We start from the raw sequence: 19,909 nt of genomic DNA, 5'->3' as shown, positions 1-19,909 counted from the left end.
GCCGGAGCATATGCTCCGGCGCTGTTTTATTTAAATAAAGGTATGGAGTGCTGGACCGGTCTGCCGGAATCTTAACCACGAAACACAAAAAAGCATCCGTGACCAGGCACGGATGCCGTTTTGCTCTATTCCGGTACCTCCAGCAGGCTCACGCTGTGTTTATCCCAACGGAACACGTTGGGCCAGATTCGGGTACCATAGAGGGTCACCTGAGCACTGTGGCGCACGCTTTCTCCCCTGGCGTTGTCATAAAAAACACGCTTTGATGGTCCCACCGTATAGGTCAGGGTAAGGTCCCGCCCTGACCAACTGCACCACAGACTGTCCGGTACCAGCCCGGCTCCCTCCACGTCTGGCGCCATAACATAGGCCTGCTCCAACAGCTGTTCCTCATACCGGTCAAACAGTTTCTGTGCGTAGCGCTGAGCACGCTCTTCATTCTGCCAGGATGGCCCGCCTGCCTCCAGGTCCACCGGCGCAACATGCAGTCCCATCGCCAGCACTCCGGCCAGCAGCAGCACACCCAGGCAAATCCACAGCTGGATGGGCGGGCGCTTCTTCTCCTTCTCCGGGGCCGTCCGTTCCATCGCCAGTTCCTCCAGCGGTACATCAAACAGTTCCGCCAGATGCAGCAGGTTCTCCATATCCGGACGGGATGTATCCGTCTCCCACTTAGATACAGCCTGACGGCTGACGTCCAGCCGCTCCGCCACCTGTGCCTGAGACAGTCCGCTACGCTTTCGAGCTGCTCCAATTCGTTCGCCCAATGTCATAGCCATGCCCTCCTTCTGTCCCGATTGTACCGGGCAAGTCCGGCAACTGCAACCATCTATCGGTCAACAATCGGTTGCATGGCAAAAAGAAGGCCTTTATCGCATCAATTCTCCCAGCAAGGGCTCAAACTCCACGCCCTCCAGCACCGGAGTCCCCAGCTGAAGCGTTCGTGCGGTGCACTTCTGTACAAAATCCGCCGCCCGCTGGGCCGCCTGCCCCAGCGGCTCTCCCCGCAGCAGGCTGCCCAGCAGCACACCTGCAAACAGATCGCCCGTCCCCGGGAACTGCGCCGGCTCCCGCCTGGCCTGCGGGAAACAGATTTCCCCAGTTCCCCGCTCAAAGCAGCCTGCACCGATGGTCCCTTCCCGCAAACTCACGCCGGTAAGCACCACCGAGCGCCGCCCGTCCAGGCTCAACCGGGTCAGCCAGTCACGCAGTCCCACCTCATCCCGCGGTACGTCCGCATAGTCCTCCCCCAACAACAAAGCTGCCTCCGTCAGATTTGGGGTGATCACATCCGCTTGGGCTGCCAGCTCCCCCATCCGCGCACACATAGCCGGCGTATAGGTCCGGTAGGGCTTGCCGTGATCGCCCATCACCGGGTCCACCAGCACCAGGGTATCGTTCCGGCGGAACCGATGGTAGAATTCCTCGATCAATCCGATCTGTGCCTCCGAACCAAGAAATCCACTATAGATCGCATCGAATGTCACGCCCAGCTCCGCCCAGTGCAGCGCTGTCTGCTCCATCTGTCCGGTCAGATCCAAAAAAGTGGCATGTCGGCTGGGCGGGAATGCCGTATGGGCGGACAGCCATGCCGTCAGCAGCGGGCAGCATTGCCCGCCCATGGCGGCCAGTACCGGCAGGATCACGGTCATGGAACAGCGTCCAAACCCTGAGACATCCTGTATCGCGGCAATGCGTGGTGCCTGTGCCATGTTGTCTTCCTCCTCTTTTGCAATTGAGATTATTATAGTCTCTTCCGCGCTGCGGCGCAATCGGCAATTCTGCCCCGTGACCTTCTTCCGATGGACTCAAAAAAGAAAGACATGGAAAGCCTGTCTTTCTTCTACGGCATTTTCCGGTTCAGGTGATCTGCTGCTTGGCAGTGGCGGTACCTAAAAGCCCGTGGTTTTCCGCGCCCCGGTCCGCCATCCACCCTTCACACGGTCTTACTTTTTTCTCCTGGTAACTGCGGCTGAAAATTGGAACATCTCAGGCTTTGTTACGTCTGATTATATCGTTTCCAAGCATAATTGACAACGACGCCGTTCGATGGTAAACTAGAGTCCGTTCAATTACAGATATCACAGAACCGGTAAATGGATCGGATTTAGGTGGGTCATCTCGGCAAAGGATTCGCACTCGATTTTTGGTACCAACATCCTTTCAAACTGAATATGCGCCTGTGATGGAATTGGTAGACATGCGAGATTTAGGTTCTCGTGCAGCGATGCGTGTGGGTTCGAGTCCCTTCAGGCGCACCACGTCGGAGCAAAGTTCGCTTTGCTCCGACATCTTTTTATTTTCATGGCAAGAAAGACGCCATTCGCCCGCTTCTTTGTTCTCCTTTCCAAGTCGAACCCGCTGTCGCTGGGCTTCGATTTGGGTTTGGGTACAAACTTGGAAACTGCCGCATCTATACCGTTGCGATATCCCACAAGCATTTGAACGCAATTTCGGACGGCATTAACCCCCTGCTGCAGCACAAACGTACCATCTTGCTCTACGAGTCCTAATTCGCAGCATCCTCTATATGAGTTTGACATTCCAGTGATGGACCTTGAACCAAAAGGGTTTCAAGGTCCATTTGCTATTTTTATTACCGAAGTTGTTTTCCATAAGTGATGTCGGCGTGCTGTGCCTTTCCGTAACTTTAACAAAGTCGCAGCTAAAATGCTTGCAAAAAGAGAAGAGAACAGCTAATATATTAAAATAGCTTAATTATGTAGCTCATGTATAAATAGAAAGATACAAAATATAGGGGTAATAAAATGGAACGTAGGATGGAACTTTTTCGTGATGTGATTGCTGCATTTGACGAAGGGTTTGATTTAGCTGAGAAGTATGATTCCATGGTCCACAGATATGGAGAGGAAACCCTTTATCAATCGGAAATGCATTTATTACAGGCGGTTGGAAGAGCTCCCGGTATCACTATGACAGAAATCGCAGTCAATGCCTCCAAGACGAAGAGCGCTTGTTCTCAGATGGTTCATAAACTGCAGAAGAGGGGCCTGCTTACCCAAGTTCGTAACAGCCAGAACAACCGGGAGTATAAGCTTTACCTCACCGATAGAGGCCGGGAAATCTATTGTGCCCATGAGGAATTTGATGAAGCCTGTTTAAAGAGAAGTTATACTTATCTGGATAACTTTTCAGAACAGGAACTGCTTGTGTATATCGCCATCCAGAAACGGCTGAATGAAGCATTTAAAGCCGATATTGACGAAAACGGCTGAAAACAAAGTATAATGGGGCCGCCAGTTCCGTGAAAATGCGGACTGGCGGTTTTGTTTGTGTTTTTTGGCGTTTTTTGAAAAATATATCTTGACTTTTTTGGCGGATATGCTATAGTGTAGCCACAAGATAGTTAATTAGCTTAATTATTAGGAAGCTTTATAAAGGAGGCATCAGTGTGAACTACGATTTTGACCATTTGCCGGACAGGCATGGAACCTTCAGCTACAAGTGGGATGAGGTTGCATCAGAATTTCCCCAGGCGCCGGATGTAATTCCTATGTGGGTGGCGGATACCGACTTTCCGTGCCCAAAGGAAATTGTGGAGGCCATTCAGAAGCGGGCGGCGCATCCCATCTACGGATACGGACAAATCGACCACGATTCTGCCGCGTTGCTGGCACAGTGGGAGAAAAAACGGAACCAGTGGGATGTGGATCCTCAATGGATTACATATTGCAATGGCGTGGTCGTTGGGCTGAATGCTATCATTTCCGCCTTCAGTGAAGAGGGCGATGGCGTGATTATTCAGCCGCCTGTGTACTATCCCTTCCGGGAAGCAGTTGAAAAGACGAGAAGAAAACTGTGCCTCAATGAGCTGTATAACAATGGAGATCATTGGGCAATCGACTTTGAACAGTTGGAACGTCTTGCAAAAGACCCTTGCAATAAAATACTGTTGCTGTGTAATCCTCACAATCCGGTTTCCCGCGTATACCGTCGTGATGAGCTGGAGAAGATCGGGGAAATTTGTCTGAAGCATCATGTGGTCATTGCCTCTGATGAAATTCACTCTGACCTGATTTACCCCGGCCACAAACACATTCCCATTGCCTCTCTCAGTCCGGAGATTGCGGCAATTACCGTGACAGCGGTCTCCCCCTCCAAGACGTTTAATATCGCCGGTCTGCAGATGTCCGCGTTGATTGCTCCGTCCAGAGACATGCTGGAGCGGTTGGAGGAAGAGCTGGATCGCCGGTGTTACATTCCAAACCTATTCGGCTCTATTGCATGGAAAGCAGCCTACTCTGACGGCGGGTGCGAGGAATACGTGGAGGAACTGATGAACTACCTGTGGGGCAATTATCTCTATTTGGATCAGTATCTGCGTGAGCATATGCCCAAGATTCGCTGTCAAAAACCCGAAGCAACCTATCTGATGTGGCTGGACTGTTCGGGATTGGGACTTGAGCAAGAGGAGCTGAAGCGTTTCTTTGTGGAAGATGCAAGAGTAGGGGTGGAAGAAGGAACGCTGTTTGGAGGTGCGTCCGCGTCCTTTATGCGCATGAACATCGGATGTGCCAGGGCAACACTGAAACAGGCTTTAGAGCAGTTAGAAAGTGCCTATCAGAAGCGCGGATTCTAACCCTGTCCTGGAAAAGGAGTGTGGTAAGCGGCAGAGATCCCATTGAGAGAGCTAAGAACAAGGAGGGTTACCATGAAAAACAACAAAATCTCACTGGCAACAATCATCATTTTGAGCGGCGCCTATCTCTCATTTTCTGTAGGTGCTTCCTTTGGTACAGGCCAGGAACTGATGCAGTATTTTGGTTCCCTGGGCGCGGTGGGCATCCTAGGCTTGATCCTTTCCACCAGCCTGACTGCTGTACTGGTGTTTATCGTGTCACGGGACTGCCGGAAGAAAAACATTGTGGATATGAACAGCATGTTTCGGCATTATTGTGGAAAATACGTGGGTATTTTTTTAAGATGGTACACCGTTGTTATGATGTTTATGTTCTGCGGGGTCATGATTGCCGGTGGCGCATCTACCATGAACCAGAACTATGGTCTTGACCTCAATATCGGTGCTCTGATCATGATGGTGGTTACTGTGGGTACTGCTATGCTGGGCATGAAGAAACTGGTCACGATCTTGGGCAATATTGCTCCTATTATTCTGGCCGGTGTGCTGATTATTTGCATTTATAACATTATCAATCCCACCGATGGTCTTGCCGCCGGCAATGCGGCGCTGCTGGAGCAGGGTGTAGAGCTGCGTATCTCCGACAATTTTGTCATTGCAGGTCTTCTGCAGTTCAGCTTGGTGGTACTGATGGCCGGGTCCTACGTAGCCTCCGTGGTGACCAGGCCCAACACCAGCGACAAAGAGATGATCATCGGCAATATCTCTGGTCAGCTTACGATGATGGTAATCCAGATCATCATGCTCACTGCGTTTCTGGTCAATGGCTCCATCGTTGGCGGCACGGATGTGCCCGTTTTGATGCTGGCAGGCCGACTGGGCAATGCCTTCTCCGCGGTGTATGGCATCATTCTGGTTCTGGCAATTTATACCACAGTAACCGGCATGGACTGGATTGTGGCCTCCAATCTTGTGCCAGAGACCAATAAGTGGTATCGACTGGTAGCCGTACTGGTAGGAGTAGCCGCCTATGTGTACTCCCTGTTTGGCTCCTTTACTCAGCTGCTGAATCTGGTACTGACCATGTCCTCCTATGTGGGCATCATCTTTATCATCGGTATTGTGGTGACTAAAATTATGGACATTGTAAAAGGGCGAAACATCACCTCCGCGCAGGCATGATGCCGGAGAGGTAAGACCATACTGAGACGAAAAGAGGACATTATCATGATGGAAAACAAGTATCCGCATCTGTTCCAACCCATCATTCTGGGCGGTACCCTGTTTCGGAACCGAATCTTTGCCGCCCCCACTGGCTTTATGGATTCCAACCGCTTCGGCGAGCTCCCCTCCGAGGCCATTGCCTATTATGAGCGTAAGGCCAAAGGCGGTGCGGCCTCTGTGTGTATCGGCGACCTGACGGTAGATTCCAAGCTGGGCCGTATTGCCAAGGACGTCCCTATTGATGACCCTCACAATTTTGTCATGTTCAACCGGATTACCAACGCCGTGCGCAATCAGGGCGCAGTGTGCTCGGCAGAGCTGTGCCATGCGGGCATGTTTGCAGCACGCTCCAGCGGCATCACCGGCGAGGCTTCCCGCGGATTGGCCTACAGCCCCATCGAGTGCGTCAAAGACGGGCGGATCATCCTGCCCATGACCGAGGAGATGATCTGGGATGCCATTGGAAAATTTGCCGCGGCGGCGGACTACGCTAAGCGTGCCGGCTTTGGTATGGTCACCCTTCACGGCGGCCACGGATGGCTGCTGACCCAGTTCATGTCCCCCCAGATCAATACCCGGACGGATAAATGGGGCGGCCCCAGCATTGAAAACCGCTCCAGGTTCGCCATTGAGGTGTGTAAGGCCATCCGAAAGGTCTGCGGTCCCAACTTTCCCATTGAGTACCGGTTCTCTGGCAGCGAGGTGTGCGAGGGCGGCTACGGCATTGAAGAGGGCATTGCCTTTGCCAAGCAGCTGGAGGGATACTGCGACCTGCTGCACGTCTCCGCCGGCAACCACGAAAGCGAAGCTTTTACCGTCACTTCTCCCGACATGTTTATGGCCGACGGTGTGAATGTAACGTACGCCGCAGAGATCAAAAAGCACGTAAAGACCCCCGTTGCCACGGTGGGCGCGCTGGACGATCCGGCCCTCATGGAGGAGATCATCGCCTCCGGCCAGGCCGATGTGGTGGAAATTGCAAGAGGACTGATCTGCGACCCTGACCTGCCCGTCAAGGTCCGCACCGGCCGGGAGAATGACGTCCGCAAATGCATGCGCTGCCTCTCCTGCTTCTCCAGCATCATGTCCAACGGCCAGTTCTACTGTGCCATCAATCCCGAGGCCGGCCGGGAGCTGGAATCCCGGTATGAGATCCCTCCTGCACAGTCCAAGAAAGTGCTGGTGGCCGGCGGCGGTATCGCCGGCATGGAGGCAGCTCTGACCTGCGCCAAGCGGGGGCACCATGTTATCCTCTGCGAAAAGACCCGCCGGCTGGGCGGTGCCCTTCGTTGTGAGGAGAAGGTGCCGTTCAAGGTGCATTTGTCGGAATACCTGGACCAGCAGGAGCGGAAGATCGCCGAGTCAGGTATTGAGGTTCGATTGAATACCGAAGTGACGCCGGAGTACGCCGCCTCCGTTCAGGCGGATGTGATCATCGCGGCTTTGGGCGCGCGGCCGGTCAAGCCTTGTATTCCGGGAATTGATAACTCCAACGTCATGTCTGCTGAGGAGGCCTACGTGGCCGCCGAAAAAACCGGCCAGCGGGTTGTCATCCTGGGTGCCGGCCTGGTTGGCGTGGAGCTGGCCATCTTCCTGGCCTGGCAGGGAAAAACAGTGGATATTGTGGAGATGACGGACCACATGAACGACGGCGGACATGTCCACCATATGCGGGGCGTAAAAATGCAGCTGAAGCAGCACAACATCGGCGTCCACCTGTCTACCAAGGCGGAGGAAATCACAGCACATGGCGTGCGCTGCACCACCCCTGAGGGCGAGCGGTTCTTTGAGGCGGACAGTGTGCTTTATGCGGTTGGCCAGCGGCCTCTGCGGGATGAAGGCATGGCGCTTAATGAGTGCGCGCCGGAATTCTATCAGATTGCAGACTGCGTCGCACCCAAGGATATCATGAACGCTACCTCTGTGGCATACAGCATTGCCCGCAATATTGGCAGAGACTAAGCATAGATCGTACATCATCGGAGCGGCCTGGGTCATCTAAAAGCGGGCCGCTCCGCCGTTTATCACTCATAAAAGAAAGGATGGTCTCTCATGGAACAACTGAAGTACAAGCATCTGTTTGAACCCATTGTACTGGCAGGAACGCTGTTCAATAACCGGATTTTCGCATCCCCCACAGGCTACCAGGACATGAATCGCTTCTGCGACCTTCCTCCAGAGGCCATCGCCTACTATGAGAGAAAGGCAAAGGGCGGCGTTGCCTCCGTTGCGCTGGGAGAGCTTGTTGTGGATTCCAAAACCGGGCGCAGCGGCACCCATCATGTGCCGATGGACGATCCCAACAGCTTTTATATGCTCTGCCGCATTACCAACGCCGTGCGGATGCATGGAGCAAACTGCTCTGCCGAGCTGTGTCATGCGGGCATGTTCGCCAGCAGGCTCAGCGGGATCACCGGTGAAGCCTCACGGGGTCTGGCGTACGGACCAGTGGACTGTGAGAAAAATGGACGGATCATTCTGGGCATGACAGAGGAAAAAATCTGGGAAGTGGTCGGGCAATTCGCGGCCGCCGCCCAATATGCCAAACGAGCAGGATTTACCATGGTTACCATCCATGGCGGCCACGGATGGCTGCTCAGCCAATTTATGTCTCCCATTCTCAATACCCGGACGGATAAATGGGGCGGCCCTGATATTGAAAATCGCTCCCGGCTGGCTATTGAAATCTGCAAGGCCATCCGCAAGACATGCGGTCCCCGCTTTCCCATCGAGTTCCGTTTCTCCGGCAGCGAGGCCTATGAAGGCGGCTTTGGCATCGAAGAGGGGATTGCCTTTGCCAAACAGCTTGACGGGTATTGCGATCTGCTCCACGTCTCCGCCGGTAACCATGAGGTGGAGGAAGTGTTTACTATTACCCACCCCAGCATGTTTTTGCCGGATGGAGTAAATGTCAAGTATGCCGCGGAGATCAAAAAGCATGTAAAGACGCCCGTCGCCACGGTGGGTGCACTGGATGATCCCGCCTTGATGGAAGAAATTATTGCCTCCGGTCAGGCCGACGTGGTGGAGATGGCCCGGGGTCTGATCTGCGATCCTGATATGCCGCTGAAGGCCCGGATGGGCCGTGAGGATGAGATTCGGAAATGCATGCGCTGCCTGGCGTGTTTTTCCAGTCTGATGTCTCAGGGGCAGTTCTACTGCGCCATTAACCCCCAGGCAGGTCGGGAACTGGAGGCCCGCAACGATACGCCGCCCATGCATAAACGAAAGGTGCTGGTGGCCGGCGGCGGCATTGCAGGAATGGAGGCCGCTCTGATCTGCGCGCAGCGTGGACATGACGTCATATTGTGTGAAAAGGGGCCGCGGTTGGGCGGCACGCTTCTCTGTGAAGAGCAAGTACCTTTTAAGGAAAAGTTGGCGGAGTATATCAGCGGACAGGAGCGGGCCATCCGCAAAGCGCCCATTGATCTCCGGCTCAACACGGAGGTGACCCCGGAATATGCCGCTCGCATCGGGACAGATGTCATAATCGCCGCCTTGGGGGCTAGGCCGGTTCGCCCCAACATTCCCGGTATCCATCTTCCCCATGTAAAATCCGCTGAGCAGGCCTATGTGACCCCTGAACAGGTGGGACAAGAGGTCGTAATCCTCGGTGCCGGACTGGTTGGAGTAGAGCTGGGAATCTATTTGGCCAGTTTGGGAAAGCATGTAACGATTGTTGAGATGGATACAAAAATCAACGACGGTGGAAATGACCGCCATGTGCGGGGCGTGAAGGTTCAGCTCAAGAAGTATGGAATTCAGCTTCATTTTGAAACAAAAGCGGAACAGATTACGGAAGAAGGCGTTCTGTGCAGCACCACAGATGGCGAAGCCGTTTTTACCGCAGATACGGTGGTCTATGCCGTGGGGCAGCAGCCGCTGCAGAAAGAAGGAGCGGCACTGGCCGGCATGGCAAAGGAGTTTTATCAGATCGGAGACTGTGTGTCTCCCAAAAACATTATGAATGCCACAACACAGGCCTATTATGTTGCCCGCAACGTGGGTAGAATTTGATTTCCGCTATTGCAAATTTATCAAGTTCATATTCCAAGCCTTTACTTCTTTTCCTTAACATAAAAATGTGGGCGTTGAGAGCTGGTTTCCTCTGCGCCCATATTTTTTATGTTTGGAGTTTCCAAAATAGTCAGCAGATTGTACAAATCAATTTTGGTCCATTTCGAAAACGTTTTACCTAAAATTATCCTTTTATTGTCCTAAATAGGAATCTTTCCGCTTGTATCGCATTTTATAATTCCAATAGAATTTTATGTTATGCACAAAAATTAAGGCAACACTTTGGGCAATATTGAACATATCATTCAAGTATGCTACAATAAAAGTAACGCTTATAGACCGGAAAGAAGGGAGATACTGGCCACAGGGGCTACGAAAACGAATTACTGACAAGCGAGGATCTTATCAAAAGAGGAGTGTTTGGATGAAGATGAATCGGACGAAACGGAGTCTGTCGCTCTTGTTGGCGTTCACCACGCTGGCATCTGCGATCCCTTATCTGGGCACGGGATACGCTTCCGCAGCGGAACCTGCACAGTTTACAGATGTGCCCGGAACGCACTGGGCCTATGCGTACATATCGGATGTGGCATCCAGAGGTCTGTTTCTCGGAACGGGAGATGGCACGACCTTTTCTCCCGAAAGTCCTATGACCAGAGCCATGTTCGTGACGGTCCTCAGCCGGCTGGACGGAACCAGTGTGGATAACAGCGCATCTACCGGGTTCCACGACGTACCGGCCGGAAGCTGGTACACTGGCGCCGTAGACTGGGCTGTTGACAGCGGTGTCACCCAGGGCAATGGCAACGATGCTTTTCTGCCTGAACAGGCAATCACCCGTGAGCAGATGGCAGTGATGCTTACCCGCTACTGCGCGCATGCAGGACTTGATCTGGAACAGACGCAGACCCCTGCGGCTTTTACAGATGCAAGTTCCATCAGCAGCTGGGCTGCGGAAGCGGTCACGGACTGTCAGCAAAGCGGTCTGATGAACGGCTACACAGACGGCAGCTTTGGTCCCGCACGCCAGGTACAGCGTGCGGAAGTGGCCGCAGTGATCTCTCGGCTGGCCGACATCGCAGATGGTCAGTCGTCCGGTGAGGTCCCGGCAGGGAGTTTCCGCATTACCTTCAACAGCAATGGCGGCAGCTCGGTGGAGGGACAGGTGGTGCAGGCCGGAACCCGTGCCCAGCGCCCCGCAGATCCTACCAGGAGCGGATATCGCTTCTCGGGCTGGTACAGTGACAAGGCATTGACTGTGAAATATGATTTCTCCGAGCCTGTGAATGCAGATCTGACCCTCTACGCCAAATGGACCCAGAGCTCCAGCGGCGGCGACACTGAGGAGCCTGACACCGAAATGGGAACGATCACATTGCCCGTTCTTGAGGACCTGACGCTTCAGGCAGAAGGGGCCACTCATCGTGTAACTTTAACGGCCAAAACCAGCAATGACAGCCAGGCAACACTGAGTGCATCCTCCAGCATCAGTAGTGTAGCACAGGTCTCTCTGGAAGGCTCTGAACTGCTCATCGTTCCGGGCGCGCCTGGTATGACCACCATTACAGTAAAGGCGCAGGCTGAAAACTGTAAGGATGCCAGTACAACCTTCCGGGTCTATGTAGAGGAGGAAGGCTCTGAATATCCGGACAATCCCAATGTGGATGCCGTTGTGGATGGAGATACCGTCACTGTAACGGGTACGCTGGTCGAACTTGCAGACAGCCGGGCCTCCGTCATCTGCATGGAACCTGGCTACACGGGTGGGGCTGCCGGCTGGTTTGACCACCTGGACCAGGCCAGCTACATCGGAGAGTTTGACGTGGACGCCGATGGCCGCTTTACCGTTTCCTTCCCGTTGGAACGCGGAGCCGGAGAGGGTGTCTATACCCTGCTGATCGGCGGCGGCGAGTCCATCATACTGGACAGCTTCGAGAAGTGAGGAGAGGTAAGATCATGAAGAAACAGCGTTTGAGCCTATTTCTGGCCGTACTGATGGCGGTCCAGATGCTCCTGCCTGCCGGGAGCGCCCTGGCTGCCGAAACCAGCGACCCCCAGGCACCGGCAGAGGATACCACTTATGTGGTACCGGTATCCCCCAATGTGGACTACAACATGAATCTGGATTGGAAGTTCTATATGCCGGAGGGGAACAACTGGCCCCTGTCCGCCGCACAGGAGAGCGTACGGAATGCGTTTGGCGGCAAGGAATTTTACGATCCCGCTCTGGATGACAGCTCCTGGGAAACCGTGAGCGTACCACACACCTTTAATGACGGTGAGCTGTTTGACAGCCTCATCACCGGTGCAGGCGATGCTGGAACCCGGTGCATCACCTTTTACCGCAAACACTTTTCCCTGGATGAGGAACATGCCGGCAAGAAGATTTTCCTCGAATTCGAAGGAGTACGTCAGGCTGCCTATCTCTATGTCAACGGCCAGTTTGTCGGATACTATGAGCACGGCGTAGACCCCTTTGGCTTCGATATCTCCGAGTATGTGCAGTTCGGTTCCGATCAAGATAACGTCATTGCGGTGGCGCTGGACAACACCTCCGCCCGCGGTATGACCAACTACATGTCGGAGACCCGCCCAGGCAGCACACCGGGCAGCAACGATGGCGTGGGTTACCAGTGGAACACCAATGACTTTAATCCCACCGTCGGCGGTTTGACACGGGATGTCATTCTGCATGTAAAAAATGACGTCTATCAGACCCTGCCCCTGTACAGCAACCTGAAAACCACCGGCGCCTATGTGTACGGCAGCGACTTTGACATTCCCAACAAAACCGCCACGATCACTGTGGAAGCCGAAGTACGCAACGAATCCGAGGCCGCCCAAGACCTGACCCTTGAAGTGGCTGTGGTGGACCGTGACGGAATGCTCTGGTATCACTTTGCATCCGAGGCCAATGTCACCGTTCCCGTTGCCCAGGATAAAGGCGCAGCATTTCAGACCGTTGTTCCCGATGACGCCTATGCAGAAGACCCCGCTCCTACCGATACCTCTACCGTAGAGGTAAAGACCATTACTGCGTCTGCACGGGTAAGCGGACTGCATCTGTGGAGCACCAAGGATCCCTATCTCTATCAGGTCTACTCCATCCTGAAGGACAGCGAAGGCAATGTGCTTGATGTCACCGAAATTACCACCGGTTTCCGCAAGGTGGAATCCAAGGGCGGTGTAGATGGCGGCATCTATATCAATGATGAGCTGGTATGGCTCACCGGCTATGCGCAGCGCTCCACCAACGAATGGGCCGCAATCGGCGTAGCACCGGACTGGATGCATGATTATGATATGGAGCTGGTCCGCCAGAGCAACGCCAACTTTATTCGCTGGATGCACGTGGCCGCCCAGCCGGCAGATATCCGTGCTTGCGACAAATATGGCATTGCCTGTGTGCAGCCCGCCGGCGACAAGGAGGGCGATGTCTCCGGACGCCAGTGGGACCAGCGTGTAGAAGCCATGCGGGACACCATTATTTATTTCCGCAACAGCCCCTCCATTCTTTTCTGGGAGGCAGGCAACAGCAGTGTCAGCGCTGAACACATGAAAGAGATGACCGACCTGCGCAAGCAGCTGGATCCCCACGGCGGTCGTTCCATGGGCTGCCGCGCATTGGCGGATGAGATGGCTGCAGTTGACGCTTCCGAATACGTAGGCACTATGCTTGGCCGCAAAGTCTACTACGACGGCAAATTCACCGGCAACGGCGAAGAGACCCGTGATAAGCGTGCCATTGTAGAGAGCGAATATTACCGCGAAGAGGCGCCCCGCCGGGTATGGGACGACTTCTCTCCCCCGGACTTTGATTATAAGCATGGACCCACCGCCAATGAAGGCGATGCCTGGGATATGACCGCCGAGGACTTTGTAATCAACAGCGCCGGGGCCTACATGGAGTTTTACAACAGCCGTGTGGGGGCCAACAGCAAAACCCCGGTCTACTCTGCAGCGGCAGCCCTGTGCTGGACCGACTCTATCCAGCATGGGCGTAATACCCAGACCGAGAACGCCCGTATGAGCGGCCGCGTAGACCCCGCCCGTAATTTGAAGCAGTCTTTCTACGCATTCCAGGTGCTTCAGAGCACAAAGCCCTCCATCTATCTGGTCGGCCACTGGAACTATCCCACCGACCCCAGTGTCTATCCCGAGGGACGTGACCCCAAGAATAAGACGGTCTATGTGTTGGCCTCCAACTGTAAGTATGTGGAACTGTTCATCAACGGTCAGTCCGTAGGCAAGAACGGAAGTCCGTCCGATGGCTTCGTTTACGCCTTCCCCGGTATTGACATCACCCAGTGCACCGAAGGCAGCTACATCGAGGCCGTCTCCTACAACAGCAAGGGCGAAGAGCTGGCCCGCCACAAAATCGAAACCGCCGGTGAGGCCGCTTCCATCCGCCTGACGGCCCATACCGGCCCTCAGGGCTTGCTGGCCGACGGCTCGGATGTGGCTTTTGTAGATGTGGAAATCGTAGACGCTCAGGGCCGTGTCCTTCCTCTGGATTACAGCGAACTCAAGCTCTCCGTGGAGGGTCCGGCGGAACTGCGCGGCGGCTACAACAGCGGCTATATTGTCAACTATGGTGAGGATCAGGTCAATGCTGCAGAGCTGAACCGTGACCCCAGCACCATTCGCGCGGAGTGCGGCACCAACCGTGTCTTCCTGCGTGCGGGCTACACCGCCGGTGATATCACTCTCACCGTTAAGCGGGAAGGTCTGCCCGACGCCAGCATTACCCTCACTTCTCAGTCCGTGGAAACCACCGGAGGGCTGACCACTCAGATGCCGCAGCAGATCGCTGACCCCGGTATCGTACCTGAGCCCGAGCCCGAGCCCTCCATCAGCGGCATGAAGCCCGTGGCCGGATATGTGGAGGTCAAGTTCGGCGAAGGTGGTAATACCGTTATCGTCAAGGACGAAGGCCCCGAAGTAAAAGTTGTGGATGTCTACGTCAATGACAACAAAGTAGATTTTGGCACCGGCACTTCCGGTACAGCGCTGACCGCTTATGAAACGGCAAGTTGCGTTTTTGGCCCCGTGGAGCCTTTCCTGAAAGCACTGGGTGCAGAGTATACCCTGCCAAAACCTGGAGATGTTTTGGAAAGCACCCCTTTGACCATCAAAGTGGGTGATAAGACGGTAACGCTGACAGGCTCCTTGATGACCAACGCCAGCGGTCAGGACTCCACCATCAATCAGATGGCGGAATTCCGTGACGGTGTACTTTATGCAGAACTGAGCGCCATTGCCAGAGGTTTTGGGTTCCAGACCAACGACTGGACATCCGGCATGACGGAGTTCCGTGTCACTACCGGAAAAACGGCATAAGGGAGGAAACAGAATGAACACAATCCGGAAAAAAGTGCTGGCCCTGTCGATGGCTGCCGCTCTGACCCTGGGCTGCACCTCGACCGCCTGGGCAGCCGACAGCCGGCTGGACTATTCCAACGACGGCAGCGATGCCTCCAATGGCCGATATGTAAAGGTAACCGATGCCGACAGCACCTGGAGCACCTCATATTACCAGTGGAACGGAGAAAACGACGCAGACGGCAAAAGCGGCTTTGCAGTTGATTTTTCTGAGGAACAGAAGAGCAGTTTTTTGAACATCGAGTTTGATCTGCGGTTTGGACAGGAGGGCGGCGGTTTTGAACTGCGCGAGGCCGACAAAAACCGCGACAGGATGTACGGCGGCGACCCCGCAATCCAGGCCAGTGTAACCGACGGGAAACTGGTGCTGCAGCGCGTCAGCGGCGGAGCTGAAGTCGCTATTGATCCTGCAGCCTGGTACCATGTCACGATACGCGGCTACAGCCTTGGCGATCAGACCGCAGGCAATTCCTACTATTCGCTCTATCTCCAGTCCTATCAGGACGGGGTACTGACGGGCGAGCGGCAGACCTTTGCAGAAGGCTTTGCCTCCCGCAGTAACAAGGCCAAGCCCGACCGTCTGGTCTTTACCGGGGATGCCAGCGCAGACAACATCCATGTGACCGAGGTCCCCGTGTCTTCCGTCCGTTTGAACGCCGAAGAAGACAAGACAGAAATCACCGCAGGCGAAATGCTCCAGCTGACGGGAACCGCTCTGACGGAATACAATGAGCCCATGCCCGATGCCGTTACCTATGCCCTGAGCGGGAGCACAGATGACAAGGTCCACATCAACGATACCGGTCTTCTGACCTCGGACGCCGATGCTGCCGACCAGACCGTCACCGTTACAGCCACCAGCGGCGGTGTGACCTCGGATGAGCTGAAGATCACGGTCAACGCCTCTGACGACCCGGTAAATCCCGGTGAGGACAACAGCAAGCCCGAGCCCGGGGATCCTTTTGACAAAGAGCACTCGGACTGGCTCCAGGGCAGCACCTATTTTTACGACAACTGTGCCGCTGAAGATCGTACCGGCGCTCTGCTGATCAAGGATGGTCAGTCTCCCAATGGCACCCCCTATTACCGTACCGACCCCAGCAACAGCAGCGATACTCTGTTTGAGTTCAACTGGGGCCGTGAGCTGTCCAGCTTTACCGTCTGGCAGGCGGACATCCGGTTTGAAACAGACGGTGCCGGCTTCACTCTGCGGAATAAATCCGGTACAAGCGGTAACTTTAACACCCATCTTTACCGCAGCGGCACCACGCTCGCGGTAGAAAAAGGCGCCAGCTATGACGCGAATGTAGACGCCGATACCTGGTACCAGATCACTCTGCGCGGCACCTACGGTGTGGATGACGGTCAGGTGGACCTCTATGTTCAGGCCTACGACAGCAATGGTCAGCTGACCGGCGAGATCCAGAAATTCGAGAATATCTATCGGCGGAATGACCGCGCCACCAACCGCATGGTGATTGACAAGGGCGTCAGCATCGACAATGTTCGGGTCTATGAAGTGGCTCCCAGCGAAGTCAAGCTGAGCGCTGAGGGTGACAAAACCGAGATCCCTGCTGCCAGCACGCTTCAGTTCACCGGCAAACTGTTCACCGCCAAGGGCGAAGCGATGCCCAGCAGCAGCAGCGCTTTCATGTACGAACTCTATCAGGATGGAGAGAAAATCTTCCCTGACGATATCTCCATCGGAGAGGACGGCCTGTTGACGGTCCTTGGCAGCACGTCAGAGCAGACCATTACTGTCCGGGCTACCAGTAAGACTGACGCTGCTCTTTACGATGAGTGGGATGTCCATATTACCCCTGTGGAGATGCTCCAGATCCAGACCATCGGTTTCAACGAAGAGTACACACGTCTGGTCAACCTGAGCGGAACCATGAATTATGTGCCTGATGAGGACCTGGCATTCGTCATCGCGGTCTATGATCAAAACGGCGCTCTGAAAGACAGCCACGCAAAACAGCTTTCGGCGGAAGAAGCTGACGTAGGTGAGTTCACAGTAAATGTCAACTGGGATCTGCCCGCTGACTTTGATCAAGGGCAGGATCAGATCCGCATCTACATCTGGACACGCTGATCAATGAACAAAAAGCCCCCTGGTACAGGACCGTTTGGCCTGTACCAGGGGGCAACTCAATTATTTTGGCGGCTGTAATCGCATTTTGCAATTACGGCCGCCTTTTTAGCACATTTCGAAGCGGGTGGAACCATAATGGTTTACCCACACTCCTCCAGAATACGGGCCGCCACCTCCCGCCTGGACGAGCGGGTATCCATAGCCTGCTTTTCAATGTAGCGGTGGGCCTGCTCCTCCGACATGCCCCGGCACTGAATCAGCGTCCACTTGGCCCGGTTCACCAGGCGGATCTCCTGGATTTTCTCCTCCACTGTGGCCTGCTTGGCCTCTGCCCGCCGCAGCCGCTCCCGGACTGCACACAGTGCCCGCAAAGACTGGACCAGCATGGGGGTGGAAGTGGGCTTTGCCAAGGCCAGCACGCCATGCTCCGTCACCTTGTCATAGACCTCCTGAAACAGCTCCGTCCGGACAAGCAGTTGTACGCCGGCATCACTGTGGGCACACAGATCAATGGCCAGCTGTACCCCCAGCTCGTCGGGGAGGGGCGTATTTATAAGTATTATGTCATACCCGCCGGAAAGCCGGACCCGCCGCGCCTCATCGGCGCTCTTTACCACTGTCACCGGCCAGAAACGCGCGGGCGGCATCAGCTCCGCCAGGGTCTTTGCAAATTTCTCGCCTGCGGAGACCAGCAGCACGCTGTAAGTCCGCTCTTGAAACACCATCTCTCTCCCTCCTCCACCGCTGCGGAAGATACTGCTCATCCCCCAGTGTAGGCCGCCAGCAAAGCAGCCGGCAGATATTGGCGGATAAATGCGCTGGATGCCGCAGCAGCCCTGGCCTCCTCCAGCGAAGCGGGCAGGCGGCGGAAAGCGGCCAGCTGCTCCTCCGGCGCGCCATAGAGGTTAAGGTCAGTACTGGGTGGCAGTGGAAGTGCTCTCTGGATGCCATCCAGTCCGGCATAAATCAGCAATGCAAAGGCAATATAAGGATTGGCCGTAGGATCGGGGGAACGCAATTCCACTCGCCGGTACTCTCCCTCTGCCGCAGGTACCCGGATGAGCTGGGAACGGTTTTCCGAAGACCAGGTGATAAAGCCCGGCGCTTTACTGCTGCCAAGGCGCAAATAGGATTCCTGGCAGGGGTTAAAAAACGCGGTCATATTATAAATGTGCTCCATCATGCCGGCAATAACCTGAGGCATAGGGTCGCTCTCGTCCGGGCCGTGGACCGAAAGATTGATGTGCAATCCGCTGCCCGGTGCGCCGCTGATGGGCTTGGGAGAGAAATCGGCCCACAGTCCATTGCTGGCGGCAATGGTCTTGACCACCGAACGGAATGTGACCGCATCATCGGCGGCCTTCATAGGGGCAGAATAGCGGAAGTCAATCTCGTTCTGCCCGGGCCCCTCCTCGTGGTGAGAGCTCTCAGGGCGGATGCCCATCTGCTCCAGTGTGAGACAGATCTCTCTCCGGACGTTTTCCCCCCGGTCATCAGGGGCAATATCCATATAACCCGCCCGATCATAGGGCTGATTGGTAGGCATACCGTTTTCATCGGTCCGAAACAGATAAAACTCCATTTCCGCGCCAAAGGAGAAGGCATATCCCCGGCGCGTAGCCTCCGCTTGTGCCCGCTTCAGCAGCTGCCGGGCATCAGCTTCAAATGCGGAGCCATCAGGCCGGATAATGTCACAAAACATTCGCACCACCCGACCATTTTCCGGTCGCCATGGCAGCGCTGATAGCGTGGTCGGGTCAGGCCTCAGGAACAGGTCCGAACGCACCTCCCCGCCGAACCCCGTAATGGCAGAAGCATCAAAGGCCATGCCGCTTTCAAAGGCTCTGCGAAGCTCGCCAGGCATGATGGAGAGGTTCTTCTGCCGTCCGTAAACATCACAGAACGCCAGGCGGATAAATTTTACATTCTCCTCCTGTACATACTGCATAACCTCTTGTGCTGTATAGTTCATGATATCCCTCCACCTCGTTTCCACGCATCAAAACAGCTGCTTTCAGAAACATTGTATTTTATTCTTAAAATACCGCTAAAAGGATCTGTTTGTCAATAAATGCGTCAAAAGGGCTCCAATTCTCCTTCATAGATTCCCCTTCTTGTCCACAATCCGCGAACACTCCTTTTTCTCGCCTTATGCATAATGTATAATTTTTTCTATTGTTTTTGTTGCACTTTACTTAAATATTGTGTTAGCTAATTCTATCTTCTTGACGTAAACGTTAAGGTAATCTATTATACTAGTGTGCAAATTGGCTGTTGTTTTTGTGCTGCGCACAAAACTCCACGGTCACCGCATGTAACATTAGGAGGGATTTGATGAAACGGAAGATGAGCCGAGTCCTAGCATTGGCCTTGGCACTGAGCATCGCAGGAAGCACACTTCCGGCGTCTGCGTACACGTCAGAACCAGCTGAACCGGCAGTGGCCGCAGAAGAGGTGCCCACCGGCACGAAGCTGGTGCTGAATGGCCTCTTTGACGTGAAGAGCCTGGAGGCGGGCACCGACAAGTATCTGTACATCAATACATATCCGGAAGAGGGCACGGCCATCACGGAAGTGTCCAGCGACCACCC

The 19,909-nt window shown here is 54.6% G+C and carries 13 protein-coding genes and 1 tRNA gene; 10 read left to right on the top strand and 4 right to left on the bottom strand.

All coding sequences use genetic code 11. The annotated features are described in order from the left end of the window. Positions 1-125: 125 nt before the first annotated feature. Together WMO45_RS10115 and WMO45_RS10110 are read right to left on the bottom strand one after the other, a co-directional pair. Complete coding sequence (locus WMO45_RS10115; protein ID WP_349140607.1) at positions 126-773, bottom strand: helix-turn-helix domain-containing protein; 648 nt, start codon at positions 771-773, stop codon at positions 126-128. A 96-nt stretch (positions 774-869) separates the two neighbouring features. Next, the gene (locus WMO45_RS10110) at positions 870-1,712 is read right to left on the bottom strand and encodes a pyridoxamine kinase (protein WP_349140606.1); all 843 of its coding nucleotides are present in this window, start codon (positions 1,710-1,712) and stop codon (positions 870-872) included. A gap of 464 nt (positions 1,713-2,176) precedes the next feature. Here WMO45_RS10110 and WMO45_RS10105 point away from each other — a divergent pair. From WMO45_RS10105 to WMO45_RS10065, 9 genes are all read left to right on the top strand, one after another. After that, positions 2,177-2,261: transfer RNA gene (locus tag WMO45_RS10105), tRNA-Leu, on the top strand. A 507-nt stretch (positions 2,262-2,768) separates the two neighbouring features. Further along, positions 2,769-3,236 carry a MarR family winged helix-turn-helix transcriptional regulator gene (locus WMO45_RS10100; RefSeq protein WP_349140605.1) on the top strand — a complete coding sequence of 156 codons (468 nt, stop codon included), beginning with the start codon at positions 2,769-2,771 and terminating at the stop codon, positions 3,234-3,236. Positions 3,237-3,412: 176 nt separating this feature from the next. Beyond that, entirely contained in the window at positions 3,413-4,600 is a 1,188-nt protein-coding gene (locus tag WMO45_RS10095) for a MalY/PatB family protein (RefSeq protein ID WP_349140604.1), read from the top strand. A gap of 72 nt (positions 4,601-4,672) precedes the next feature. After that, positions 4,673-5,782, top strand: coding sequence for a YkvI family membrane protein (locus WMO45_RS10090; protein WP_349140603.1), 1,110 nt, complete (start codon positions 4,673-4,675; stop codon positions 5,780-5,782). A gap of 45 nt (positions 5,783-5,827) precedes the next feature. Continuing rightward, complete coding sequence (locus WMO45_RS10085) at positions 5,828-7,786, top strand: oxidoreductase (protein WP_349140602.1); 1,959 nt, start codon at positions 5,828-5,830, stop codon at positions 7,784-7,786. Between the two features lie 90 nt (positions 7,787-7,876). Next, on the top strand, positions 7,877-9,841 hold the full coding sequence (locus tag WMO45_RS10080) for an oxidoreductase (RefSeq protein ID WP_349140601.1): 1,965 nt from the start codon (positions 7,877-7,879) through the stop codon (positions 9,839-9,841). A gap of 424 nt (positions 9,842-10,265) precedes the next feature. Continuing rightward, complete coding sequence (locus tag WMO45_RS10075; protein ID WP_349140599.1) at positions 10,266-11,783, top strand: S-layer homology domain-containing protein; 1,518 nt, start codon at positions 10,266-10,268, stop codon at positions 11,781-11,783. Between the two features lie 14 nt (positions 11,784-11,797). Beyond that, complete coding sequence (locus WMO45_RS10070; protein WP_349140598.1) at positions 11,798-15,181, top strand: sugar-binding domain-containing protein; 3,384 nt, start codon at positions 11,798-11,800, stop codon at positions 15,179-15,181. A gap of 13 nt (positions 15,182-15,194) precedes the next feature. Beyond that, complete coding sequence (locus WMO45_RS10065) at positions 15,195-17,318, top strand: hypothetical protein (protein ID WP_349140597.1); 2,124 nt, start codon at positions 15,195-15,197, stop codon at positions 17,316-17,318. Positions 17,319-17,458: 140 nt separating this feature from the next. On the opposite strand, the gene WMO45_RS10060 is transcribed toward WMO45_RS10065, so the two are convergent. Both WMO45_RS10060 and WMO45_RS10055 read right to left on the bottom strand, forming a co-directional pair. After that, positions 17,459-18,043 carry an ANTAR domain-containing response regulator gene (locus WMO45_RS10060; protein WP_349140596.1) on the bottom strand — a complete coding sequence of 195 codons (585 nt, stop codon included), beginning with the start codon at positions 18,041-18,043 and terminating at the stop codon, positions 17,459-17,461. Between the two features lie 35 nt (positions 18,044-18,078). Continuing rightward, positions 18,079-19,290, bottom strand: coding sequence for a glutamine synthetase family protein (locus WMO45_RS10055; RefSeq protein WP_349140595.1), 1,212 nt, complete (start codon positions 19,288-19,290; stop codon positions 18,079-18,081). Positions 19,291-19,652: 362 nt separating this feature from the next. On the opposite strand from WMO45_RS10055, the gene WMO45_RS10050 reads away from it, so the two are divergent. Continuing rightward, positions 19,653-19,909: hypothetical protein (locus tag WMO45_RS10050; RefSeq protein WP_349140594.1), on the top strand; the 257-nt coding region annotated here is incomplete at its 3' end.

It is taken from the genome of Flavonifractor hominis (genome assembly GCF_040095835.1).
Taxonomy (GTDB): domain Bacteria; phylum Bacillota; class Clostridia; order Oscillospirales; family Oscillospiraceae; genus Flavonifractor; species Flavonifractor hominis.
The sequence above is the reverse complement of the archived record's forward strand: the minus strand, read 5'-3'. Positions and strand labels throughout refer to the sequence as shown.

Bases quoted from the DNA above. Each gene is read 5' to 3' on its own strand.
- WMO45_RS10115 (WP_349140607.1), bottom strand. From the start codon at position 773: ATGACATTGGGCGAACGAATTGGAGCAGCTCGAAAGCGTAGCGGACTG.
- WMO45_RS10065 (WP_349140597.1), top strand. From the start codon at position 15,195: ATGAACACAATCCGGAAAAAAGTGCTGGCCCTGTCGATGGCTGCCGCT.
- WMO45_RS10060 (WP_349140596.1), bottom strand. From the start codon at position 18,043: ATGGTGTTTCAAGAGCGGACTTACAGCGTGCTGCTGGTCTCCGCAGGC.
- WMO45_RS10080 (WP_349140601.1), top strand. From the start codon at position 7,877: ATGGAACAACTGAAGTACAAGCATCTGTTTGAACCCATTGTACTGGCA.
- WMO45_RS10085 (WP_349140602.1), top strand. From the start codon at position 5,828: ATGATGGAAAACAAGTATCCGCATCTGTTCCAACCCATCATTCTGGGC.
- WMO45_RS10055 (WP_349140595.1), bottom strand. From the start codon at position 19,290: ATGAACTATACAGCACAAGAGGTTATGCAGTATGTACAGGAGGAGAAT.
- WMO45_RS10075 (WP_349140599.1), top strand. From the start codon at position 10,266: ATGAAGATGAATCGGACGAAACGGAGTCTGTCGCTCTTGTTGGCGTTC.
- WMO45_RS10090 (WP_349140603.1), top strand. From the start codon at position 4,673: ATGAAAAACAACAAAATCTCACTGGCAACAATCATCATTTTGAGCGGC.
- WMO45_RS10070 (WP_349140598.1), top strand. From the start codon at position 11,798: ATGAAGAAACAGCGTTTGAGCCTATTTCTGGCCGTACTGATGGCGGTC.
- WMO45_RS10110 (WP_349140606.1), bottom strand. From the start codon at position 1,712: ATGGCACAGGCACCACGCATTGCCGCGATACAGGATGTCTCAGGGTTT.
- WMO45_RS10100 (WP_349140605.1), top strand. From the start codon at position 2,769: ATGGAACGTAGGATGGAACTTTTTCGTGATGTGATTGCTGCATTTGAC.